We start from the raw sequence: 17,940 nt of genomic DNA, 5'->3' as shown, positions 1-17,940 counted from the left end.
GGCTCACCTTTTTTATGGCGGTGGCGGTGGGATTTGAACCCACGGAGGAGTTGCCCCCTCACGCGCTTTCGAGGCGCGCTCCTTCGGCCGCTCGGACACGCCACCGCGAACTACGTTAAACGAGAGATCCCCGTTCGGCGAAATCCGTTGCGTTCAGGTTCCTCCAGTGTTGGGTGGGGTGGATCATCGTCGCGCTTCGAAGAAGGTGGTGAGGAGGTGGGCGCATTCGTGGGCGTAGAGGCCACCGATGGTTTCGATGCGGTGTAGTGCGCGTGGGTCTCGGGGTAGGTCCCATACAGAGCCGCAGGCGCCGGCCTTGTCGTCCCATGCTCCGAAGACGATGCGGGCGACTCTGGCTGACATTGCTGCTCCCGCACACATGACGCATGGTTCGAGGGTGACCACGAGTGTGCATCCGTCTAGGCGGCCGGAGTTGATTGTTTTTGCCGCTGCGGTGAGCGCAACGATTTCGGCGTGCCCCGTCGGAGTTTTCTCAAGTTCTCTTGTGTTTCTGCCGTGTCCGAGGATTTTTTGGTTTTGATCCAGGACGAGAGCGCCGACCGGAATATCGCCGTGTGCAGCAGCTTTGCGGGCAAGTTCTAGGGCTGTGCGCATGGCGGCGTGGTCAGCGAGTGCGGCTGTGAAACCGGTGGGTTCTTCCCCTACGGGTTGTGGGGTTTCTTCGGGTTTCATGGCTTCCTCTCTCGTGCCGAGCTCACACCCGACCGTCGACTCCCCGTACAGTTTCGACCATGCAGGTACACGTGGCCGACCATCCGCTCATCAAGCACAAGCTCACTTACTTGAGGGACCGACGCACTGATTCCCCTACGTTCCGTCGCCTCGCTGAGGAGCTGGTGACGCTGCTGGCCTATGAGGCGACGCGGCATATCCGGACAGCTCCGATGGAAATCAATACCCCTGTGACCAGCACTATCGGTGTGCGTTTGGCAGATCCTAAGCCTGTTCTGGTCCCGATTTTGCGGGCTGGTTTGGGGATGCTTGAAGGCATGGTTCGCATTCTGCCGACAGCTGAGGTTGGGTTTCTTGGGATGGTGCGCGATGAGGAAACGCTCGATGTGAGTGCTTACGCGAACCGTTTGCCTGAAAACCTTGAGGGTCGTCAGGTTTTTGTCGTGGACCCGATGCTGGCGACGGGACACACACTGGTGATGTCGATGGACTTCCTGCGTGCTCGTGGCGCCAAAGACATTACGTGTGTCTGTCTTATCGGCTCTCCTGAGGGATTGGAGCTGTTGAAGGAGTATGGCGCTCAGGCAGAGGGCGAGGCAGATATCAAGATCGTGTTAGGTGCGATCGATGAGAAGTTGGATGAGAACGGCTACATCGTTCCTGGTCTCGGTGATGCTGGTGATCGTCTTTACGGGGTGGTTCATCACGGTAGCTGACCGGTTTTCCACATATTCTTTGCGTTCTTTGCGCTGTTTTTAACACCCCGTGACCCGCAGAGAGAGACATTTCACTGATATGTCGGTGGCGCCTTGTCGTGAGGCGAGTCGCCCCGTCTTGTCAGGTTTCTATGTGTTTGCATATATCGAAAAGATTTTCGGCCCGGCTTTTTACGTATTTGATCCGGTGCTGTTGAGCGTCTCTCCACCTCCCCTCTCGAGAGTCAAGGACCGACTGTGCACATCGACTGGAAAAAAGTCCTCTGGTGGCTGTTCATCATTTTCATTGTGTATTCGATCTTTACTTCACCGAATCAGTCCGCCGAAGTTGTGCGGGCACTTTTCGACATCATCATCAACGGTTTCCGGGCATTGAGTGAGTTTTTGCAGGGTGTGATGCGTCGCTGATAGCGCGGCTGGGTTATGGGCTCTGAGGAGCAAGTTCTTCAGCGAGAACGAGGCCTTCGTCATGCTTCGGCTTTTCTTCTCGATGATGAAGAAGTGGTTCTTGCCACGAATATGCACTGGGTGAATATTGCTGAGCCTGTTGCCACGGTGGTGCTGTCGTTGGTGCTCTGTGTGTGGTTTAACGCCACTAACAGTTCCTCGGCGGGTGATCTGCTGTGGTGGGCGTGGTTTGCTGTGTTGGCCCGGTGGGCGTGGCGGTGGTTTGAGTGGCGGAGGCAGTGGTTTATCTGCACTGATCAGCGGTTGTTACTTATCACCGGTATTTGGGTACGTAGCGTGGCCATGATGCCGTTGGGCAAGGTTACCGATATTAAGTACAACCGTTCGGTGCTAGGTAGGTTGCTGGGATTTGGTGATTTTCGGTTTGAGACGCCGGGGCAGGATCAGGCATTTGATCATGTGCATCCGTTGCCTCAGCCTGATGATTTGTATCGGAAAATTATCAGGCAGTCGATGGGTGATGGCTCTGGTAAGAAAAGTCGAGATTCGAGTGAGAGCGTTCCCGCCACTGAGGGGGGTGGCGATGATGGCCCTGCTTTTGAGATCGGGTATGAGGATGTGACTCCGATGCATCCGATTATTCCGCCGACTCAGCCGATCACTGAGCCGTTTGAAGTTCCTTCGCAGTGGCGGCGTGTGCCACGTGAGGACGATATTCCTGCGGAGTCGCGGCGCGCTCATCCGGATGTTCCGGTTGTGTCGGATCCGATTATCGCTGGTGAGGGCGGATCTGGTGTTTTTGAGCAGATTGAGCCGGGTGAAGGGCCGCTTTTGAAGAAGTACGGGCGGCGGCGGAAACGTTGAGGTTTGGTGTGGTTATTCGAGGCGCCCGGGGGTGGGTCCTGTTTTGCCGATGACTGAACCATCGTCAGGAACGCTGGGGAGGCGTTCGTCTGTGTTGAGGTTGGGTGGGGTTTCTTCTTCGGCGTTGCGGGCGGCGAGGCGTTGTTCGTGTTCGCGTTCTTGTTCCGCGCGTTCTTCGGGGGTGAGGATTCTTCTGGGGGTGAGGAGTTGGTAGAAGCCGAGGGCGTTTCCCCAGTAGTCGGAGAAGTTTGCGAATGCGACGACGTCGGGCACGGTGACGACATCACCGATGGGTACTTCGGCGGTACGCATGCGTTCGGCTGCTGCTTCAACGTCGGCTACTTCGAGGCGGACGCGGGCGTTGTTGGCTCCGGGGCGGTCGTGGCCGGTGGAGAGTTGTAGCCAGGTTCCAGGGCTGATTTGCCATTCGAGGAAGTCATCCATGGGGGCGGTGTCGGGGCCACGTCCGAATACGCGCGTGTAGAAGTCGAGTACCTCGCTTGTATCGCCTGCGTTGATGGCGATGGTCATGCCGGTGAGGTCGCTCATGTATTCAGGGTAGGGCGCGCAGGGCGTAACGCATTGTTGTGTTGCCGACAGGGCGCGTCGGATTGCTTGTGGGGGCGCCGATCGTGATGAGGCAGGATCGGCGCCGCAATAAAAGGTGCTTAGGCGCGTTCGAGTTTCCAGTGCTGGTTTTTTTCGTTGGCTGGTTCTTGTTGGGTGAGGCGTCCGTTTGTGTTGGCCAGGGCGAGTCCGCTGAATCGGGAGCAGATGCTGTAGGTCCCCCCGGGTGTGGAGTGGATGTGCCAGCGGCGCCAGCTTCCAGCGGAGTCGACGGTGGTGGGGGCGTATGTGGTGGCATCTACGGGCACACCGATCTGTCCTCGGCCGTCGTGGAGGGTGAGCATAGTTGCGCTGTCGGTGTGGCGGATGTGGTAGGTGAAGTCTTCTAGACGTTCGATGGTGAAGGTGTCTTTTGCGCCTGCTACGTCGGTGAGGGCGCCGTTTTTGACGGTCAGGCCGTTGCCGTTGGCTGCGTTGACGATTCGGTATTTTCCTGGGTCAGGTCGGGTGGTAGCGGTGTGGTAGTAGGTGCGCAGGTAGTCGATGTGGAAGGCTGCGGGGAGGAATTGAGGGTTGGGGGCGCCAAGGTGCCCTTCGAGGCTGAGCACTGCGTGGCGAGACATGCGCGCCATGGAGGGGTGGGGTGCTGGGGTTTCCCAGGCGAGTTTGCGGTCGAAGTAGAACCGGAGTTTGCCGTCGCGGCGTTCGAGTCCGTAGGTGTGGTAAGCGGCGCTGATGTCGGGCAGGCCTGTTTCGTAGTTTTTTCCTCCGTGGGCGATGTGTCCGGTGGATGCCCACGTATGGGTGGCCATGTTCATTTGGGAGAAGGAGAAGGTCTCCATGATGTCGATTTCGGGGTGGGGGTCGGCGCCGGTGAGGAGGCGGTCGACGTGGTCGTGGTTGGAGGATTGGAGCCAGATTGCGGATAGGACGTTGGCGCGGCGGTCGAGTGCGCGGGCCCGGAATTCAACGAGTGTGCATATGCCGGGTAGGTCGAAGGTGGATTCAACGGCGCCGAAGGAGTAGCTATTTCCTTCGCGTTTAGCGCTCAGCTGTAGGGCGCCGTTGGCGAAGGTGACGTTGTTGTCGTTGAAGGTACCGGCTTTGGAGGTGGGGTACCACAGGCCGCGTTTCCAGCGGCTGGAGCTGGAGGAGTTTGCGAAGTTATCGCTCAGGGCGGGGATGAGTGTCCACTCTGGGCCGATTTGTACGGTGGGAGGGGGGCTTGTTGGGGTGCTGGGTTTGGGTGGGTTGGCTGTGGCGGTGCTTATTCCGGTGAGGCTGGCTCCGAGGGTCACGGCTCCGGCGATGAGGGTGCGTCGGGTGATGTGTCGTTTGTAGCTCATGGTGTTCCTCTGTGATGTGAGCGTTGAGTTAGGCAAGGGGTCCGGCGGTGTGAAGGAGGTACGCCTGAGGTGGGGCCACCGGGTTGGCGTGGCCCCACCTCAGGCGTAAAAGTTGGGTTGGTGGGAAGCAGTCAAGGCGATGGGTATATGCATGAATCTGCTTGTGCTGCAGCTTTTCCCAGAGAAACTAGTTTAAGCCGGTCGCGCGGTTAGCTTGGCTGGAGACCTGGGTTTTCGGCCAGAGGCGGATGCGTGAGGGGCGGTTTGTTACTGCTGTGCTTTTTCCTTGGGATGGAAAGCACTTTGCACTGATTCAGGTAGTCGGGTTTTCGGTGAATGAGTAACGCCTGAAATCTGCACTTTTCATGAGTGCTACCTGAGTGACATATCACCGGGTGGGTACCACGTAACCCACATATATGGGTGATCTCAGTACCGGATTACGAATATACGCAGTTTGCCAAGACCTTATTTGAGGCTGCAAACAGCTTCTCAACTGCAATAACAACTCAGATGCCGGGTTTTGTGTTTGGTTGAAACGCTTGAGAAAAGCACCCACATGTGGGGCCCTGGGCTTTCCTGTGCTGCGGCGTAATGTTCCGGCTTGAAAGGGAGTTGGGGGGATGTTGAAGACCGCCTGGGACCCTCATGCCACCCGATCGGGGAGGGCATACACCTCACATATCCTCGTAGGAGTACATGTGCGTCGAACCATTGCAGCGACAGCAGCCGGAGCACTTCTTCTCGCCGCCTTGCCGGCATCAGCCGGGCATGCGTCAACTAATCAGGGTGAAAACCTCACCGCTGAGCTCGCCGTATCTGTGATTAGGAATTATCAGGAAAACCGAACGGCTACCGCCACCGCGGAACAGAAATCACAGCAGGCTCTACCGACGAACCGGTACTCGCAGGAGGCTTTGAAGAGCCTCAACCAAGATAAGAACGAAATTGGTCAGCTGAAGCAGAACACTGACAGCGACAAGATGTTCGACCGCAGCACGGTGGACGTGAAGGTCGATGAAATCAAGACCAACGGTGACACGGCCACCGTGAACACCACAGACACCACGCGTTTGAAGCTGCGTAACCCCAACCAGGGTGTGGGTGATTACGCATCGGAATCTCGTCAGCGTTGCTACACGTTTAAGCGAGTGAACGGCACATGGCAGCTGGAGGGGTCAAAAGAAATTGACAACATGACCCCAGAGCAGCGCCAGATGGCTGGCCCTGCAGCAGCCGATGTGCTGGGGCAGCTTCCTTCTAAGCCCGCTGGCACTGCGAAGAAGTTCAAAGGCAAGCCTGACTCTCCTGAGATTGTTGCCAAGCTAGCTAAGATTCCGGGTCGGGCAGATAAAACCCCAGGAAATAAGCCGGGCAAGCCTGGCAACGATGGCCAAAAGCCAGGTGAAAAACCAGGCGAAAAACCTGGAGACAAGCCTGGTGAGACGAGCAGTGTCTACGACCGTAAGAAAGCGGTCGCGTATGCCTGGAAGCACGTGTACTTCCACAACAAGAAGCAGTACCCGACGTGGCGTAACGTTGACTGCACCAACTTTGTATCGCAGGTTTTGAATGCCGGTGGATGGTCGAACATTCCGGGTGCGTTTAACAGCGATAAGGCCTGGTACTTCAAGGGTGGCGCTCAGAACCCAAGCCCCCAGTCGGTGAAGACAAGCTTGAGCTGGATTAACGCCTCGAAGTTGGGTGACTTCATGCGCGCTAACCCGGATCGGGCTGTGATGTTCCGTGATCCGGCAAACGCCAAGGTTGGCGACATCGTGCAGTTCAAGTGGTCGAAGAACAACCGCATTAGCCACAGCGCTGTGGTGACCGGTGTTACTGCCTTCGGGTTGTTGGTGACCTACCACTCTGCTGACAAGCTGAACCAGCCGCTCAACGCAATCATGCGTCACGACCCGAATGCTGAGGTCTTCTTCTACTCCCCGCGCTAATCCGCGCCAGGAATAAGCTAGCGAGTAATTATTTTGAGGGGGATGGGCCGTTGATACGGCCCATCCCCCTCAATGCGCGCCTGTATTTTCTCGACTTGTCGCTACACAACGATTGGCAGGCAGGAGCACAAAACAAAAAATCGGAACCGATGATCGGTTCCGACTTACTGTGGCGCACCCGTAGGGATTCGAACCCCAAACCTTCTGATCCGTAGTCAGATGCTCTATCCGTTGAGCTACGGGTGCTTGTCGCTCGCTCGCAACAAGGAAGACACTACTCGAGTTGAGCAGAAAAGACCAAATCGAGTGACCAGCAAACCCTGAATCTGCACCTACACGCCTGCCACCAGCAAAAACAACACAAAGAAAAACCCAGAGACCGACCCGCATGACCGCCAGCACTTCCATCAACAGCGGCACACTCACCTCTCACCCATGCCGCAACAACCCACCTGACTGAAGGCCTTATTCCTGCCACCTACCCCGAAACTCCAAAACACAAAGGCCCGAAACTTTTTAATGCGCAAAAAGTTTCGGGCCTTCAATGTGGCGGAGGTGGAGGGATTTGAACCCTCGATGGGGTTTAACCCCCAAACCCGCTTAGCAGGCGGGCGCCATAGACCGGACTAGGCGACACCTCCACGCATATGACACTTACAAGGCAAGAAAACTCTTACCTGCGTCTGCATCACAGCACCACCACACTACCCGCCAAGACACCCCAAACTCAAAACGAGGCACACACTCACGCAAAACCTCTCACCACTGGGCACACCAACCAGCTTCCTTTCCAGCATTCGTATACATTCATCCACCCTGACGCCGGAATTCCACACGTACAGTTACACGTTGCAGAAGACAGCGGACGGCAGAATAGACGAATTCACAACCAAGCTCTCCTCAAACCGGCAAGACAGGAAACGATGACGGAAACCCCGAACGTGCGTCAGACGGTAATTCCCCGCCCTGCGGCACAGCCCCGCCGCCTACGCACCTTCATGACACGAATCCTGGCAGGAACCATCCTTCCCGGTGCCGGACTCATGCTCAGCGGCCGCACCCTCGCCGGTGGCCTATTCCTCAGCCTTTTCGTCCTGGGCATCGTCGCAAGCGCCCTAACAGCCATCGCTATCGGCCCCACCAAAGCCGCAATTCTCGTAGCCACCAACCCCACCCTCCTGATTCCTCTAGCCATCGCGGCAGGATTCTTCATCCTCCTTCTCATCGCGAGCCTCATCTGGACCGCTGACCTCAACTGGCCCTCATCAGCAGGACGCACCAAAAAAATCCTCGCAGGACTGACTGCGTTCCTTCTCATCGCGGCCCTCATCGCCCCCACCGCACGAGCCATGCAATACGTCTTCATCACCTCAAACCTCGTCGGTAACGTCTTTTCCGCGTCAGCTCCTAAAGGAAAAGAAGTAGGCATCGGCAAAGACCCCTGGGCCGGGATCCCCCACGTCAACGTGCTCCTCGTCGGCTCCGACGCGCAAAAAGACCGCCCCGGTGTACGCACCGACTCAATAATGATGGCCAGCATCGACGCCCAAACCGGAGACACCCTGCTGGTCTCCATTCCCCGCAACCTCGAAAACGCACCCTTCCCCAGCAGCAGCCCTCTAGCCAAAATTCACCCCAACGGATTCCGCTGCAAAGAAGAATGCCTACTCAACGAGGTATGGACAGAAGGCGAAGAACACGCACACCTCTACCCCGGCGACCCACGCCCTGGCCTGACAGCCCTCAAAGAGTCCATCTCCGAAATCACTGGGCTCACTCCCGACTACTCTGTCGTCATCGACATGAAAAGCTTCCAAGCACTCGTCAACGCCATGGGTGGTGTCGACATCAACGTCAAACACCGCATCCCCATTGGCGGAGAAGTCGCTAATGGCAATATCGTCCCCGGGTCCATCAAAGGCTGGATAGAACCCGGCGTACAACACCTCGACGGCTATCACGCCATGTGGTATGCCCGTGGCCGCGCCACCACCGACGACTACAACCGCACCGCACGCCAACGCTGCATGGTCAACGCCCTCGTTAAACAAGTCGACCCATGGACGATGATCGACCGTTTCCCCCAAGTTGCAGCGGTCATCAACGAACACATCCACACCGATGTACCCCAAGACCATCTACCCGCCTGGGCAGATCTCGTCGAAAAAATGCAAAAAGGGAAAATTCGCAGCTTCGGCCTCAACGCATCAAACACAAATGTGGCAAACCCGGACTACCAACACATCCGCGAAATGATCCAGGCATCCATGTTCGGGCAGCCTCTCCCCACCCCCACCTACACTGACGGCCGCGCCGTTCCACCAGCCTTCCGTAGCCGCCCAACCCCCTCCCCCACCCCAGAAAACAGCACCAGCACCTCATCCACCACCACACCTGCCCCAGCCACTCCCATTGAGGACGCTACAGACACTGACGCAGCAGCAGCCTGCTAAACCACCTTCTTATCGCTTCTACCCCACCACCAACGCAGCCCAGCCAACGCCATCACTGCCACGGCAAAAACACCAACCCACTTGGCATAAAAAGTAATCAACGGCAGCGCTGCCTCTCCCAACGCAACACCAGCAGCAAAAAAGCTCACTTGCGTCACCACCGCTGCCACGACATCCACCGCAACAAATATCCATAATCGCACTCGCGACTGCCCCAGAAATGCATAAATCAGCTCACGCGGAAGCGGCAACGGGACATACGCAAGCGCAACTGCCAGAACGCGATACCGACGCACCACCGCCTCAGCCTGTTCCACTCGTTTGACTGCCCGCGGTGAGCCTCCCGCCAGGGCGATCATCACTTTCTCACCCCACAGTGCACCAGCCCACCAATACACCCAGTGAAACTTCATGATCGAGGCGATGCTCACCACCAGTGCCAGTAACCACGGTTCACCCCGACCAGCTGCAAGCACCCCCAAGGCAACCAGCGCAGTACGCGAACCAGTCAACATCGCCAATACTGCAGGCGACAATGCCAACAGCACCGGCCTGGCCAGCAACGACACCACCTGGTAAACAGCCACTACCGACAGCGAAATCCCACATAATGCCGCTGCCCATCCCGAGTTCCCCTCATAACGAAACCTCACCCGCATAACCTGCCTTCCTCACAGGCGCCCCCACTCATACGGATGCCCCACACACGACAATGCCCGGTCAGCTGCGCAAAGCGCAGCCACCGGGCACTGTCCACGAACGCGCCGTCACAAACGGCACGAACGAGAAAGATCAGTCAGATCAGAGCGGCTGAACGTTGTCGGCCTGGGGACCCTTGGGGCCCTCAGTGACTTCGAACTCCACACGCTGCGCCTCTTCGAGGGAGCGGAAACCGTTCGTCTGAATAGCCGAGTAGTGCACGAAGACGTCGGGGCCGCCGCCGTCCTGGGCGATAAAGCCGAAGCCCTTTTCAGCGTTGAACCACTTGACGGTACCCTGTGCCATGGGAAAAACCTCATTTACTGGTGGCCGGAAGACCTCGCACTGCGCGAGGTCGAGGCTGCCGAACCATCCCACGAAGGGCCACTAGCCCTGCGTGCAAAACAAACACCGAAAACCAGAATCCAGACTTACCCGGAACCGGGGAGTCGATGTCACCGTGCAAAACTGCTTGGAACATTGCTTGGAACTGCTCTTGCAACCAGTTTCAGCCTAGCACGCACCAGTCTGACAACAGTAGATCTTCGATCTATAGATGTTCTTCGTGGCGCCAAACAACCAAGAACACGCTGAACACGCCGCGACACACCCACCCCACTCCCCCTCAGCGAGAAGCCGCCTCAGCTTTGGCATGCGGCGAAACAATCCCCCCAGAAATACCCCGGCAACCACATGAGGTCCCGTGGCTAATTTCACCTGCGAGCCGGATCGTGCGCCCAGGCACTTCCGGCTGCTGCAAACGACGCAACAACAACTGCACGGCACGAGCCCCTAGGGCGTAGCACGGCTGCGCAATCGTCGTCAGGTGCGGAGTCAACAAGTCCCCCCACGGAAATTCATCGAAACACACCAAGGCCATGTCATCAGGAATCCGCATACCCGCCTGGCGCAGCGCCCGCACCGCACCAATACTCATCGCGTCATTCGAGACAAAAACAGCAGTCGGAGCAGTCCCGGCAGGCATCGCCAGCAGCTGCTGCATCGCTTTACGACCATCATGCTCAGTCGAACCACCATTGACCATCAGCGACTCATCCACCGGAACACCGCGACGCTTGTGGGCTAGCAGATACCCATCCCTACGCTCCGCCGACGTCGCTAACCCAGCCATACCGTCAATAAAACCGACCCGCGTATGCCCAATCTGCAACAGGTGGTCGACGATCGCTGCTGAGGCTTGTTCGTTCTCCACACACACCTGATCAACATCAAGATCCTGATGGCGATCAACCACAACAAACGGCGTGTCGTGCTCATTCAACAAACGCAACGCAGTCCCCGTCCATGACGGGCTGGGCATGATGATCATTCCGGCCACGTGATGAGCAAGCAGGTTCGCAATTACACGCCCTTCACGCTCAGCATCATCACGGGTATCGGCAAACAGCAGTTGCATCCCGTGACGCAACGCCTCTTCCTCAATACCGGCGACAAGTTCCTGGCCATAAATGCTTGCCAGAAACGACATAGCCACACCGATTGTTGTCGTAGACCCTGCGGCCAGAGACCGGGCCACCGGACGATGGGTAAACCCCACCTTTTCCATTGCCTCCAGCACCAGCCGCTTAGTCTCCGGCGCTACAGGTCGAGTACCGTTAACGACGTGAGATACGGTGCTGACCGACACGCCCGCCTCGCGGGCCACAGTTGTCATCGTCACGGAACCCATGCACATATGGTTGCGCAATTTTTTGCTTTTGTGCCACTCCTGTGAGCATCCACAGCCCCGCAGGGCACAGCACCACGCATTCCCCCACAGCGGGCCCTCAGGAAAGAGAGCACCAGCCCCCTCTCACAGGAAACTGACGCTCTCTTGCACTCACACCTTGCTCACACGAAACACGTGCGGAACTACGCGGAGGGCGTGGGATTCGAACCCACGAGGAGCTTGCACCCCTAACGGTTTTCAAGACCGTCGCACTAGGCCACTATGCGAGCCCTCCAACACCGAAACGAACAGTCGCGGCGTACAAACCTAACGTTACCTGAACACAGCCAAGAGCCAACCCTCGAACCCGCAAATAACTCAAAAGACAGTACACCACGACCTTGCCGTCCACAGAGTCAGTCCAAAATATCTTCGAACAACACCGTCGACAGGTAGCGCTCACCAAAACTAGGAATCACTACAACGATCAACTTACCCGCATTCTCTGGGCGCGACGCAACCTCATTCGCTGCAGCAAGCGCCGCACCAGAAGAAATACCCACCAACAGCCCCTCATCTGTGGCTGCCTTACGCGCCCACTGCACCGACGTCTGAGCATCCACGTCGATGATCTCGTCATACACGCCACGATCCAAGGTCTCAGGCACAAAATTGGCCCCCAGACCCTGGATCTTGTGCGGCCCAGCCTCGCCACCATTAAGAATCGGTGACTCTGCAGGCTCCACCCCGATCACCTGGACCCCAGGCTTGCGCTGCTTCAGCACAGAGCCGACACCCGAAATCGTCCCCCCAGTCCCGATACCCGCAATAAAAATATCCACCTCACCATCAGTGTCACTCCACACCTCCTCAGCCGTCGTCGCCGCGTGAATAGCCGGATTGGCCGCATTCGCGAACTGACGAGCTAGAACCCCACCACGCTGGTCTGCAATCTCATTGGCCTTCTCCACCGCTGCCTTCATGCCGCCCGAACCAGGGGTCAACACGAGCTCAGCGCCATACGCACGCAACAGCGCCCGACGCTCTTTAGACATCGTCTCTGGCATCGTCAGCACAACGTCATACCCGCGCGCTGCCCCCACCATCGCCAACGCGATACCGGTATTACCCGACGTCGCCTCAACAATCGTGCCCCCCGGCTTCAACTCCCCCGACTTTTCCGCCGCATCGATGATTGCCACACCGATACGGTCTTTCACCGAATTCGCCGGGTTATAGAACTCCAACTTCGCAGCCACGGTCACGCCCGCAGCCTTGGCATCAAAAATGCGATTGACTCGCACCAAAGGCGTACGACCAACCAGTTCCGTGACGTCGTTATAGACAGCCATGCCAACCCCTCCTTTAAACGAGACTCACAGCCTCACTCCCCTGCGTCTGGCAGCGGCATAAGCGTCAACCGCCACCAAACAACTGTTTACGTTATGACGCAACAAACACTGGCTTATAAATAGTTCCGACTATCGCCCAAAAAATGACGCACGACAAACACAGACCACCCACACCCCATCGGAACAGGCCTCACACACTGAAACCTTCTCACCCAGCCCACCCCAACCAACACGCCTCAGAAACGCACAAACCTCTCAAAAGAACGACTCGGCGTCGGCCCACGCTGCCCCTGATAGTGCGAACCCGTAGCCGCCGACCCATACGGGTTCTGTGCAGGAGAAGTCAGCTGGAAGAAACACAACTGACCAATCTTCATGCCCGGCCACAACTTGATCGGCAACGTCGCAACATTGCTCAACTCCAGCGTGATGTGCCCCATGAATCCAGGATCAACAAACCCTGCCGTCGCATGCGTCAACAACCCCAAACGCCCCAACGACGATTTACCCTCCACGCGCGCAGCCACATCATCAGGCAACGTCACCGATTCAAAAGTTGACCCCAAAACAAACTCACCAGGGTGCAGCACAAATGGCTCCCCCTCCTCTACCTCCACCAACCGCGTCAACTCAGGCTGATCCGCCCCCGGATCAATGAACGGGTACTTGTGATTATCAAACAACCTAAAAAAACGGTCCAGCCGCACATCAATACTCGACGGCTGCACCATCCCCACATCCAACGGATCGATCTGAACCCGACCCGACTCCAACTGAGCACGAATATCACCGTCTGAGAGCAACACAACACAAGGCTAGGTCACCCCCACACCCACTCCCAGAAAAAACAACCACCCAAAACGCGACAAACATTGCTACTCAATCCCACTCAACAAAAGCATCAACCAGTCGATGGGAGAAAGTGCGCGCGCACCGCGCCGCCAGGACACCCCCGAGTCCTGCCCGCGCCACCGATTGGAACTGCATGCCTTCCCGCACCACACTCGCTCTGGCCACCGCGCTCAGCCTCACCGCTGTCACCTCCCTGGGAGCCACCTCCACCGAAGCCGCCAGCCACACCAACAGCGCCACCCCCATCATCCGCACAGCAGCCCCCAACCCCGCCCTGGCCAAAGCCCTCAACGGCGCAGCCAGCAGCCAGTACCTCCGAGGCAAACTCTCCGGATACGTCACCGACATCTCCACCAACACCCGCATCTGGAACCACAACGCCGCCACCAAACGCCTGCCCGCATCAACCCAAAAACTCATCACCGCCCTGACCGTCCTCGACGCCATCCCCAACGGCACCCAACTCATCACCACCACCACACAAAGCACCGCCAAACCCACCAACATCTACCTCAAAGGCGCAGGCGACCCCACCCTGACCTCCGAACGACTCACCACCCTTGCCCAACGCACAGCAACCGCCCTCAAAAACAAAAAACACACCAGCATCAACCTCTACGTCGACTCCTCCGCATTCCCAGCCCCCACCAATGCCTCCGGCTGGAAAACCAGCTACGTCCCCGCCGAAGTGCAACCCGTCCGCGGCCTCACCCTCTACGGATACAAAGGCGCCGACAACGACCTCGCCGCCGGACGCGCCCTGAGCAAAGCCCTCACCGCCAACGGCATCACCGTCAAAACCCTCTCCCGAGCAACTGCCCCCGCAGCTAGCCAACAACTCTCAGCATCCTGGTCAGCCTCCACCTCAACCATGGTCGCCACCATGCTGCGCACCAGTAACAACACCTACGCCGAATACCTCCTACGCCACGCAGCAGCGACCCGCGGAATGGTGCCCACCTGGGACGCCGCCACCGCAAACGCCCACAAATCCCTCACCAAATACCGCATTAACACCACCGGCCTAACTATCAAAGACGGCTCCGGTCTCTCTCGCGGCACCCGCATGCCCGTCGCCACCCTCACCGGAACAATCCGTACACTGCACAGAACCCCCAGCATGAACACCGTCGCATTCGACATCAGCGCCATGCCCCGCGCAGGCAGCACCGGAACCCTCGCCAACCGCTTCACCATCCCCAGCCAACGCTGCGCCCGCAACGCCGTCATCGCAAAAACTGGCACCCTCGGCGACGTCGTCTCGCTCGCTGGAATCGCCAAAGCACGCAGTGGCCGCACTTACGCCTTTGCCTTCCTTGTCAATAACGTCACGAACATCGGAGCAACCCGAATCGCCATCGACCAAGCCGCCACCACCCTCGTCGGTTGCAAGTAACCCCAATTACTGAGGCGTTCACCACCTCACCCCAGCCACGACAAAGAACACAGCAAACACACCACTAGCGTGGAACACATGACGCAGCCGAGGAACACACCGCCACAGACAAGCACCACCCAACACCTCTGGGAACGTCCAGTCCCCAACATCGGCGACACCTCCTCGGCTGCTCAACGCGCCGAAACCCTCAACGGCTGGGCCTACCCCACCAGCGCCCAAGGAGCCCTACGCGACATCATCACCTCCCGACGCGATGTACGCCGCTTCCGCCCAGACCCCATCCCCGAAGACCTCATCCATTACATCCTCGAATCAGCCCACCTTGGCCCCTCCGTCGGACACAGCCAACCCTGGCGCTTCATCATCGTCACCGACCCCAGCACCCGCGACCACGCCGCCCTCATGGCCGAACGCGCAAAAATCGCCCAAGCACAAACCATGACCACCGAACGCGGCTCCCAACTCCTCGACCTCAAAGTCGAAGGCATCCGCGAAGCCCCCATCGGCATCATCGTCGCCTGCGACCGCCGCACCCCAGCCCCCGGAGTCCTCGGCCGAGCAACCTTCCCCGACGCCGACCTATGGTCCTGCGCCGCCGCCATGCAAAACATGTGGCTCACCGCCCGCGCCGCAGGTTTAGGCATGGGATGGGTAACTCTCTTTGAACCCGACGAACTCGCCCAACTCGTCGACCTACCCCAGAACGTAGAACCACTCGGCTGGCTATGCATCGGCTGGCCTGACGAACTTCCCCCCAGCCCAGGCCTCGAACGCCGCGCCTGGTCCAAACGCCTCCCCCTCGAACCCCTCATCATGCGAGAACGGTGGAACAATACCACCCCCGCACCCACCTCACACCTACACGCTCCCGACCAAAACGCACACGTAGCCACCTACGACGAAGCCGATCTTCTCCTCACCGCCCCCGGGTCTCTAGGCAAACTCGACATAGCCATCAACAAAATCATCACCGCTGGACGAATCAACTTCACCACCGCAACCCTCGTCACAGCATGCGCCGACCACCCCGTGCACGACTTAGGCGTTACTGCCTTCCCCAACTCCATCACTCGCGTCGTCGCCGAAGCAGGCATCGCCGGAAAAGCAGTAGGCACAACCATGGCCGCCGCCAACGGGTTTAACTCCATCATCATCGACTGCGGAGTAGGCACCAGCAGCGACTCCTCCCCCATCACCGCCGCCGACCATACCCACCGCCCCACCGGGCCCCGCGGCGACATCATGCACACCGACGCCCTGACCCCCCGCGACGTTGACATGCTCATCACAGCTGGCCGCACACGTGGAAACACCCTCGCAGATCAAGGTCTAGTCCTCCTCGGCGAAGTTGGCCTAGGCAACACCACCATCGCCGCCGCCTTGACCGCAGCGACAGTCGGCCTCCCCGCACACAAAGCCGTCGGTCTAGGAACCGCCTCTGACACCGCCATGCTCGAACGCAAAACCCACGTAGTTCGCGCCGCCCTCGAACGAATCGGCCTAACCGAAGGAAAAAAGGCCCCCGCATCTACTACCTCCGCCGAGCTACTCACCCACCTCGGCGGAGGAGAATTCGCCTACCTCTACGGCCTGATACTCGGCACCGCCGAGAAGTCCGGAATCGTCGTCCTCGACGGTCTAGCTACCTCCATCCCTGCACTACTAGCCGCCCGCGAAGAACCCGGCGTAGCTGCCTACCTCGTAGCAGGACAAGTAAGCCGCGAATTCTCCCACCAAGCAGTACTTCAAGAACTTGGCCTCGAAGCCCTCATCGACGCTCGCATCCGAGCAGGTGAAGGAGTCGGCGCCATCCTGGGAGCAACCATGCTACTTACCGGCCTGACCGTCCGCCGGGATTCCGCTCGCACCGCTTAGACCACTGATACGCGGCCGGGCAGCGCAACACTGCACGGCCGCAACACCCTCACTCTTGACATCCCTCCAACACCGCAGTGAGTCGAGCCACCAGCGCGGCAGCGGCCTGCCGTGAAAACTCCTCACTCGGATGCGAATCATTCGGCGCCACCGCATAGTCCGAACGCAACACCCCACCAGGGGCAGCCAGCCCGTAGTAATCGAACACGTGGATGTTGTCCCCCGGCTCATCCCATTCCTGCCGCACCCAGCGCGCGAACTCTTCAGCACGCGCCGCTTCCTCTGCAGTTGTGTCTTCCACGGCTCGTGGCGGCACTGTCCAGACCACAAAAGTGGTGTCAGGATGCGCCCGCATTACCTCACGAAGCGCCATGTACTGCGCTTTAAAGTTCGGCAATGTTTTCAACGCAGAACGCACATCCCCTTCACTTTTGGCTCCGGGGGCATCCGCCGCAGCAATCTGAGCAGCAGTGAAACAGTGCTTCCAGACAATAACGTCGTACGAGGCACACAACTCATCGAGGGTTTCCTGACGGAAAAAGCGCCGCTTCCCGCGATGCTTCACCCAGGCACGCCAGTAATCGAAAGGATCATTAGTCCACGAGTGTGGCCAGTGCGGGTATGCAGCTTTGGTGATGCTGTACGCAGTACCGTGCTCGCTGTTATGCGCGGCAAGAAGTTCAGGCACGCCCCCCTTCCACACGTTCTCACCAGTGCTGTGATGAAGATAAAGAATGCTGGTTCCAACAGTTCGAGGGGCCGGAACAAGTGGTTTCTGTTCGTACGAGGGATTGCGACGGCTAGCTCCTTGAACGCAGCGCAAAATGCGTCCAGCACATTTACGGGCGCGTTGTTTAACGTATCGAATACTGATGGCGGTCATGTCACCGGTCCTCTACTACCTCATGGCGTGGCGCTGATGCGCGGATGAGTGAGGTGACAAAGTATCGCCGCCTTTTTCTGGCGTGGATGTACCACCAGTGAGCTAGCTGTAGACTGGCGCCTAGCTTTAAACGGTGTGGAGCACTCAGCGATCGCCACATCTGTGCTGAAGAAAAACCTTCGAGACCAAGACAATCCACTAGATAGACTGGT

The 17,940-nt window shown here is 58.3% G+C and carries 17 protein-coding genes and 4 tRNA genes; 8 read left to right on the top strand and 13 right to left on the bottom strand.

Annotated elements, in window-relative coordinates; all coding sequences use genetic code 11:
- Positions 1 to 15 precede the first annotated feature (15 nt).
- Together DXZ77_RS11140 and DXZ77_RS11135 are read right to left on the bottom strand one after the other, a co-directional pair.
- A tRNA-Ser gene (locus tag DXZ77_RS11140) sits at positions 16 to 105 on the bottom strand.
- Between the two features lie 78 nt (positions 106 to 183).
- Positions 184 to 615 carry a nucleoside deaminase gene (locus tag DXZ77_RS11135; protein ID WP_115032921.1) on the bottom strand — a complete coding sequence of 144 codons (432 nt, stop codon included), beginning with the start codon at positions 613 to 615 and terminating at the stop codon, positions 184 to 186.
- 137 nt (positions 616 to 752) lie between these two features.
- Here DXZ77_RS11135 and upp point away from each other — a divergent pair, with 137 nt between their 5' ends.
- The 3 genes from upp to DXZ77_RS11125 all read left to right on the top strand — a co-directional run bounded on the left by upp (position 753) and on the right by DXZ77_RS11125 (position 2,681).
- Positions 753 to 1,409 (top strand): uracil phosphoribosyltransferase, encoded by a 657-nt coding sequence (upp, locus tag DXZ77_RS11130; protein ID WP_115032209.1) that lies wholly within the window; start codon positions 753 to 755, stop codon positions 1,407 to 1,409.
- Positions 1,410 to 1,646: 237 nt separating this feature from the next.
- Entirely contained in the window at positions 1,647 to 1,817 is a 171-nt protein-coding gene (locus DXZ77_RS12135) for a hypothetical protein (RefSeq protein WP_169714598.1), read from the top strand.
- A 15-nt stretch (positions 1,818 to 1,832) separates the two neighbouring features.
- The gene (locus DXZ77_RS11125) at positions 1,833 to 2,681 is read left to right on the top strand and encodes a PH domain-containing protein (protein WP_115032207.1); all 849 of its coding nucleotides are present in this window, start codon (positions 1,833 to 1,835) and stop codon (positions 2,679 to 2,681) included.
- Positions 2,682 to 2,693: 12 nt separating this feature from the next.
- Here DXZ77_RS11125 and DXZ77_RS11120 read toward each other — a convergent pair whose 3' ends face one another.
- Positions 2,694 to 3,230, bottom strand: a complete 537-nt coding sequence (locus DXZ77_RS11120; protein ID WP_115032205.1) for a VOC family protein — start codon at positions 3,228 to 3,230, stop codon at positions 2,694 to 2,696.
- A gap of 119 nt (positions 3,231 to 3,349) precedes the next feature.
- Positions 3,350 to 4,594, bottom strand: a complete 1,245-nt coding sequence (locus tag DXZ77_RS11115) for a family 16 glycosylhydrolase (RefSeq protein WP_115032203.1) — start codon at positions 4,592 to 4,594, stop codon at positions 3,350 to 3,352.
- Between the two features lie 701 nt (positions 4,595 to 5,295).
- On the opposite strand from DXZ77_RS11115, the gene DXZ77_RS11110 reads away from it, so the two are divergent.
- Positions 5,296 to 6,546, top strand: a complete 1,251-nt coding sequence (locus DXZ77_RS11110; protein WP_181816134.1) for an amidase domain-containing protein — start codon at positions 5,296 to 5,298, stop codon at positions 6,544 to 6,546.
- A 170-nt stretch (positions 6,547 to 6,716) separates the two neighbouring features.
- On the opposite strand, the gene DXZ77_RS11105 is transcribed toward DXZ77_RS11110, so the two are convergent.
- Positions 6,717 to 6,792: transfer RNA gene (locus DXZ77_RS11105), tRNA-Arg, on the bottom strand.
- Between the two features lie 301 nt (positions 6,793 to 7,093).
- Positions 7,094 to 7,187, bottom strand: a tRNA-Ser gene (locus DXZ77_RS11100).
- Between the two features lie 282 nt (positions 7,188 to 7,469).
- Here DXZ77_RS11100 and DXZ77_RS11095 point away from each other — a divergent pair.
- The gene (locus DXZ77_RS11095) at positions 7,470 to 8,999 is read left to right on the top strand and encodes an LCP family protein (RefSeq protein WP_181816133.1); all 1,530 of its coding nucleotides are present in this window, start codon (positions 7,470 to 7,472) and stop codon (positions 8,997 to 8,999) included.
- Here the strand turns inward: DXZ77_RS11095 and DXZ77_RS11090 are convergent.
- Entirely contained in the window at positions 8,996 to 9,433 is a 438-nt protein-coding gene (locus DXZ77_RS11090; protein ID WP_503465807.1) for a VTT domain-containing protein, read from the bottom strand. The two genes, DXZ77_RS11095 and DXZ77_RS11090, sit on opposite strands and share 4 nt — an antisense overlap.
- On the opposite strand from DXZ77_RS11090, the gene DXZ77_RS12535 reads away from it, so the two are divergent.
- Positions 9,411 to 9,578: a hypothetical protein gene (locus DXZ77_RS12535; protein WP_258553338.1), complete on the top strand. Its 168-nt coding sequence runs from the start codon at positions 9,411 to 9,413 to the stop codon at positions 9,576 to 9,578. The genes DXZ77_RS11090 and DXZ77_RS12535 overlap by 23 nt on opposite strands.
- Before the next feature lie 222 nt (positions 9,579 to 9,800).
- On the opposite strand, the gene DXZ77_RS11085 is transcribed toward DXZ77_RS12535, so the two are convergent.
- From DXZ77_RS11085 to dcd, 5 genes are all read right to left on the bottom strand, one after another.
- On the bottom strand, positions 9,801 to 10,004 hold the full coding sequence (locus tag DXZ77_RS11085; protein WP_028327516.1) for a cold-shock protein: 204 nt from the start codon (positions 10,002 to 10,004) through the stop codon (positions 9,801 to 9,803).
- A 319-nt stretch (positions 10,005 to 10,323) separates the two neighbouring features.
- Entirely contained in the window at positions 10,324 to 11,388 is a 1,065-nt protein-coding gene (locus DXZ77_RS11080) for a LacI family DNA-binding transcriptional regulator (protein WP_115032919.1), read from the bottom strand.
- Between the two features lie 187 nt (positions 11,389 to 11,575).
- A tRNA-Ser gene (locus DXZ77_RS11075) sits at positions 11,576 to 11,662 on the bottom strand.
- Positions 11,663 to 11,783: 121 nt separating this feature from the next.
- Complete coding sequence (gene cysK, locus DXZ77_RS11070; RefSeq protein ID WP_115032195.1) at positions 11,784 to 12,719, bottom strand: cysteine synthase A; 936 nt, start codon at positions 12,717 to 12,719, stop codon at positions 11,784 to 11,786.
- Positions 12,720 to 12,955: 236 nt separating this feature from the next.
- Positions 12,956 to 13,525 carry a dCTP deaminase gene (gene dcd / locus DXZ77_RS11065; RefSeq protein WP_115032193.1) on the bottom strand — a complete coding sequence of 190 codons (570 nt, stop codon included), beginning with the start codon at positions 13,523 to 13,525 and terminating at the stop codon, positions 12,956 to 12,958.
- A gap of 179 nt (positions 13,526 to 13,704) precedes the next feature.
- Between dcd and DXZ77_RS11060 the strand changes: the two genes are divergently transcribed.
- Both DXZ77_RS11060 and bluB read left to right on the top strand, forming a co-directional pair.
- On the top strand, positions 13,705 to 14,967 hold the full coding sequence (locus tag DXZ77_RS11060; RefSeq protein ID WP_115032192.1) for a D-alanyl-D-alanine carboxypeptidase/D-alanyl-D-alanine-endopeptidase: 1,263 nt from the start codon (positions 13,705 to 13,707) through the stop codon (positions 14,965 to 14,967).
- 78 nt (positions 14,968 to 15,045) lie between these two features.
- Positions 15,046 to 16,845, top strand: coding sequence for a 5,6-dimethylbenzimidazole synthase (bluB, locus tag DXZ77_RS11055; RefSeq protein ID WP_115032917.1), 1,800 nt, complete (start codon positions 15,046 to 15,048; stop codon positions 16,843 to 16,845).
- 49 nt (positions 16,846 to 16,894) lie between these two features.
- Here the strand turns inward: bluB and DXZ77_RS11050 are convergent, their stop codons facing one another.
- Positions 16,895 to 17,533, bottom strand: a complete 639-nt coding sequence (locus tag DXZ77_RS11050) for a hypothetical protein (protein ID WP_147279290.1) — start codon at positions 17,531 to 17,533, stop codon at positions 16,895 to 16,897.
- Positions 17,534 to 17,940: the final 407 nt, after the last annotated feature.

The sequence above is a fragment of the Dermatophilus congolensis genome, from assembly GCF_900447215.1.
Taxonomy (GTDB): Bacteria; Actinomycetota; Actinomycetes; order Actinomycetales; family Dermatophilaceae; genus Dermatophilus; species Dermatophilus congolensis_A.
Note: the sequence above shows the minus strand (reverse complement) of the source record. Positions and strands in the feature narration are given on the sequence as shown.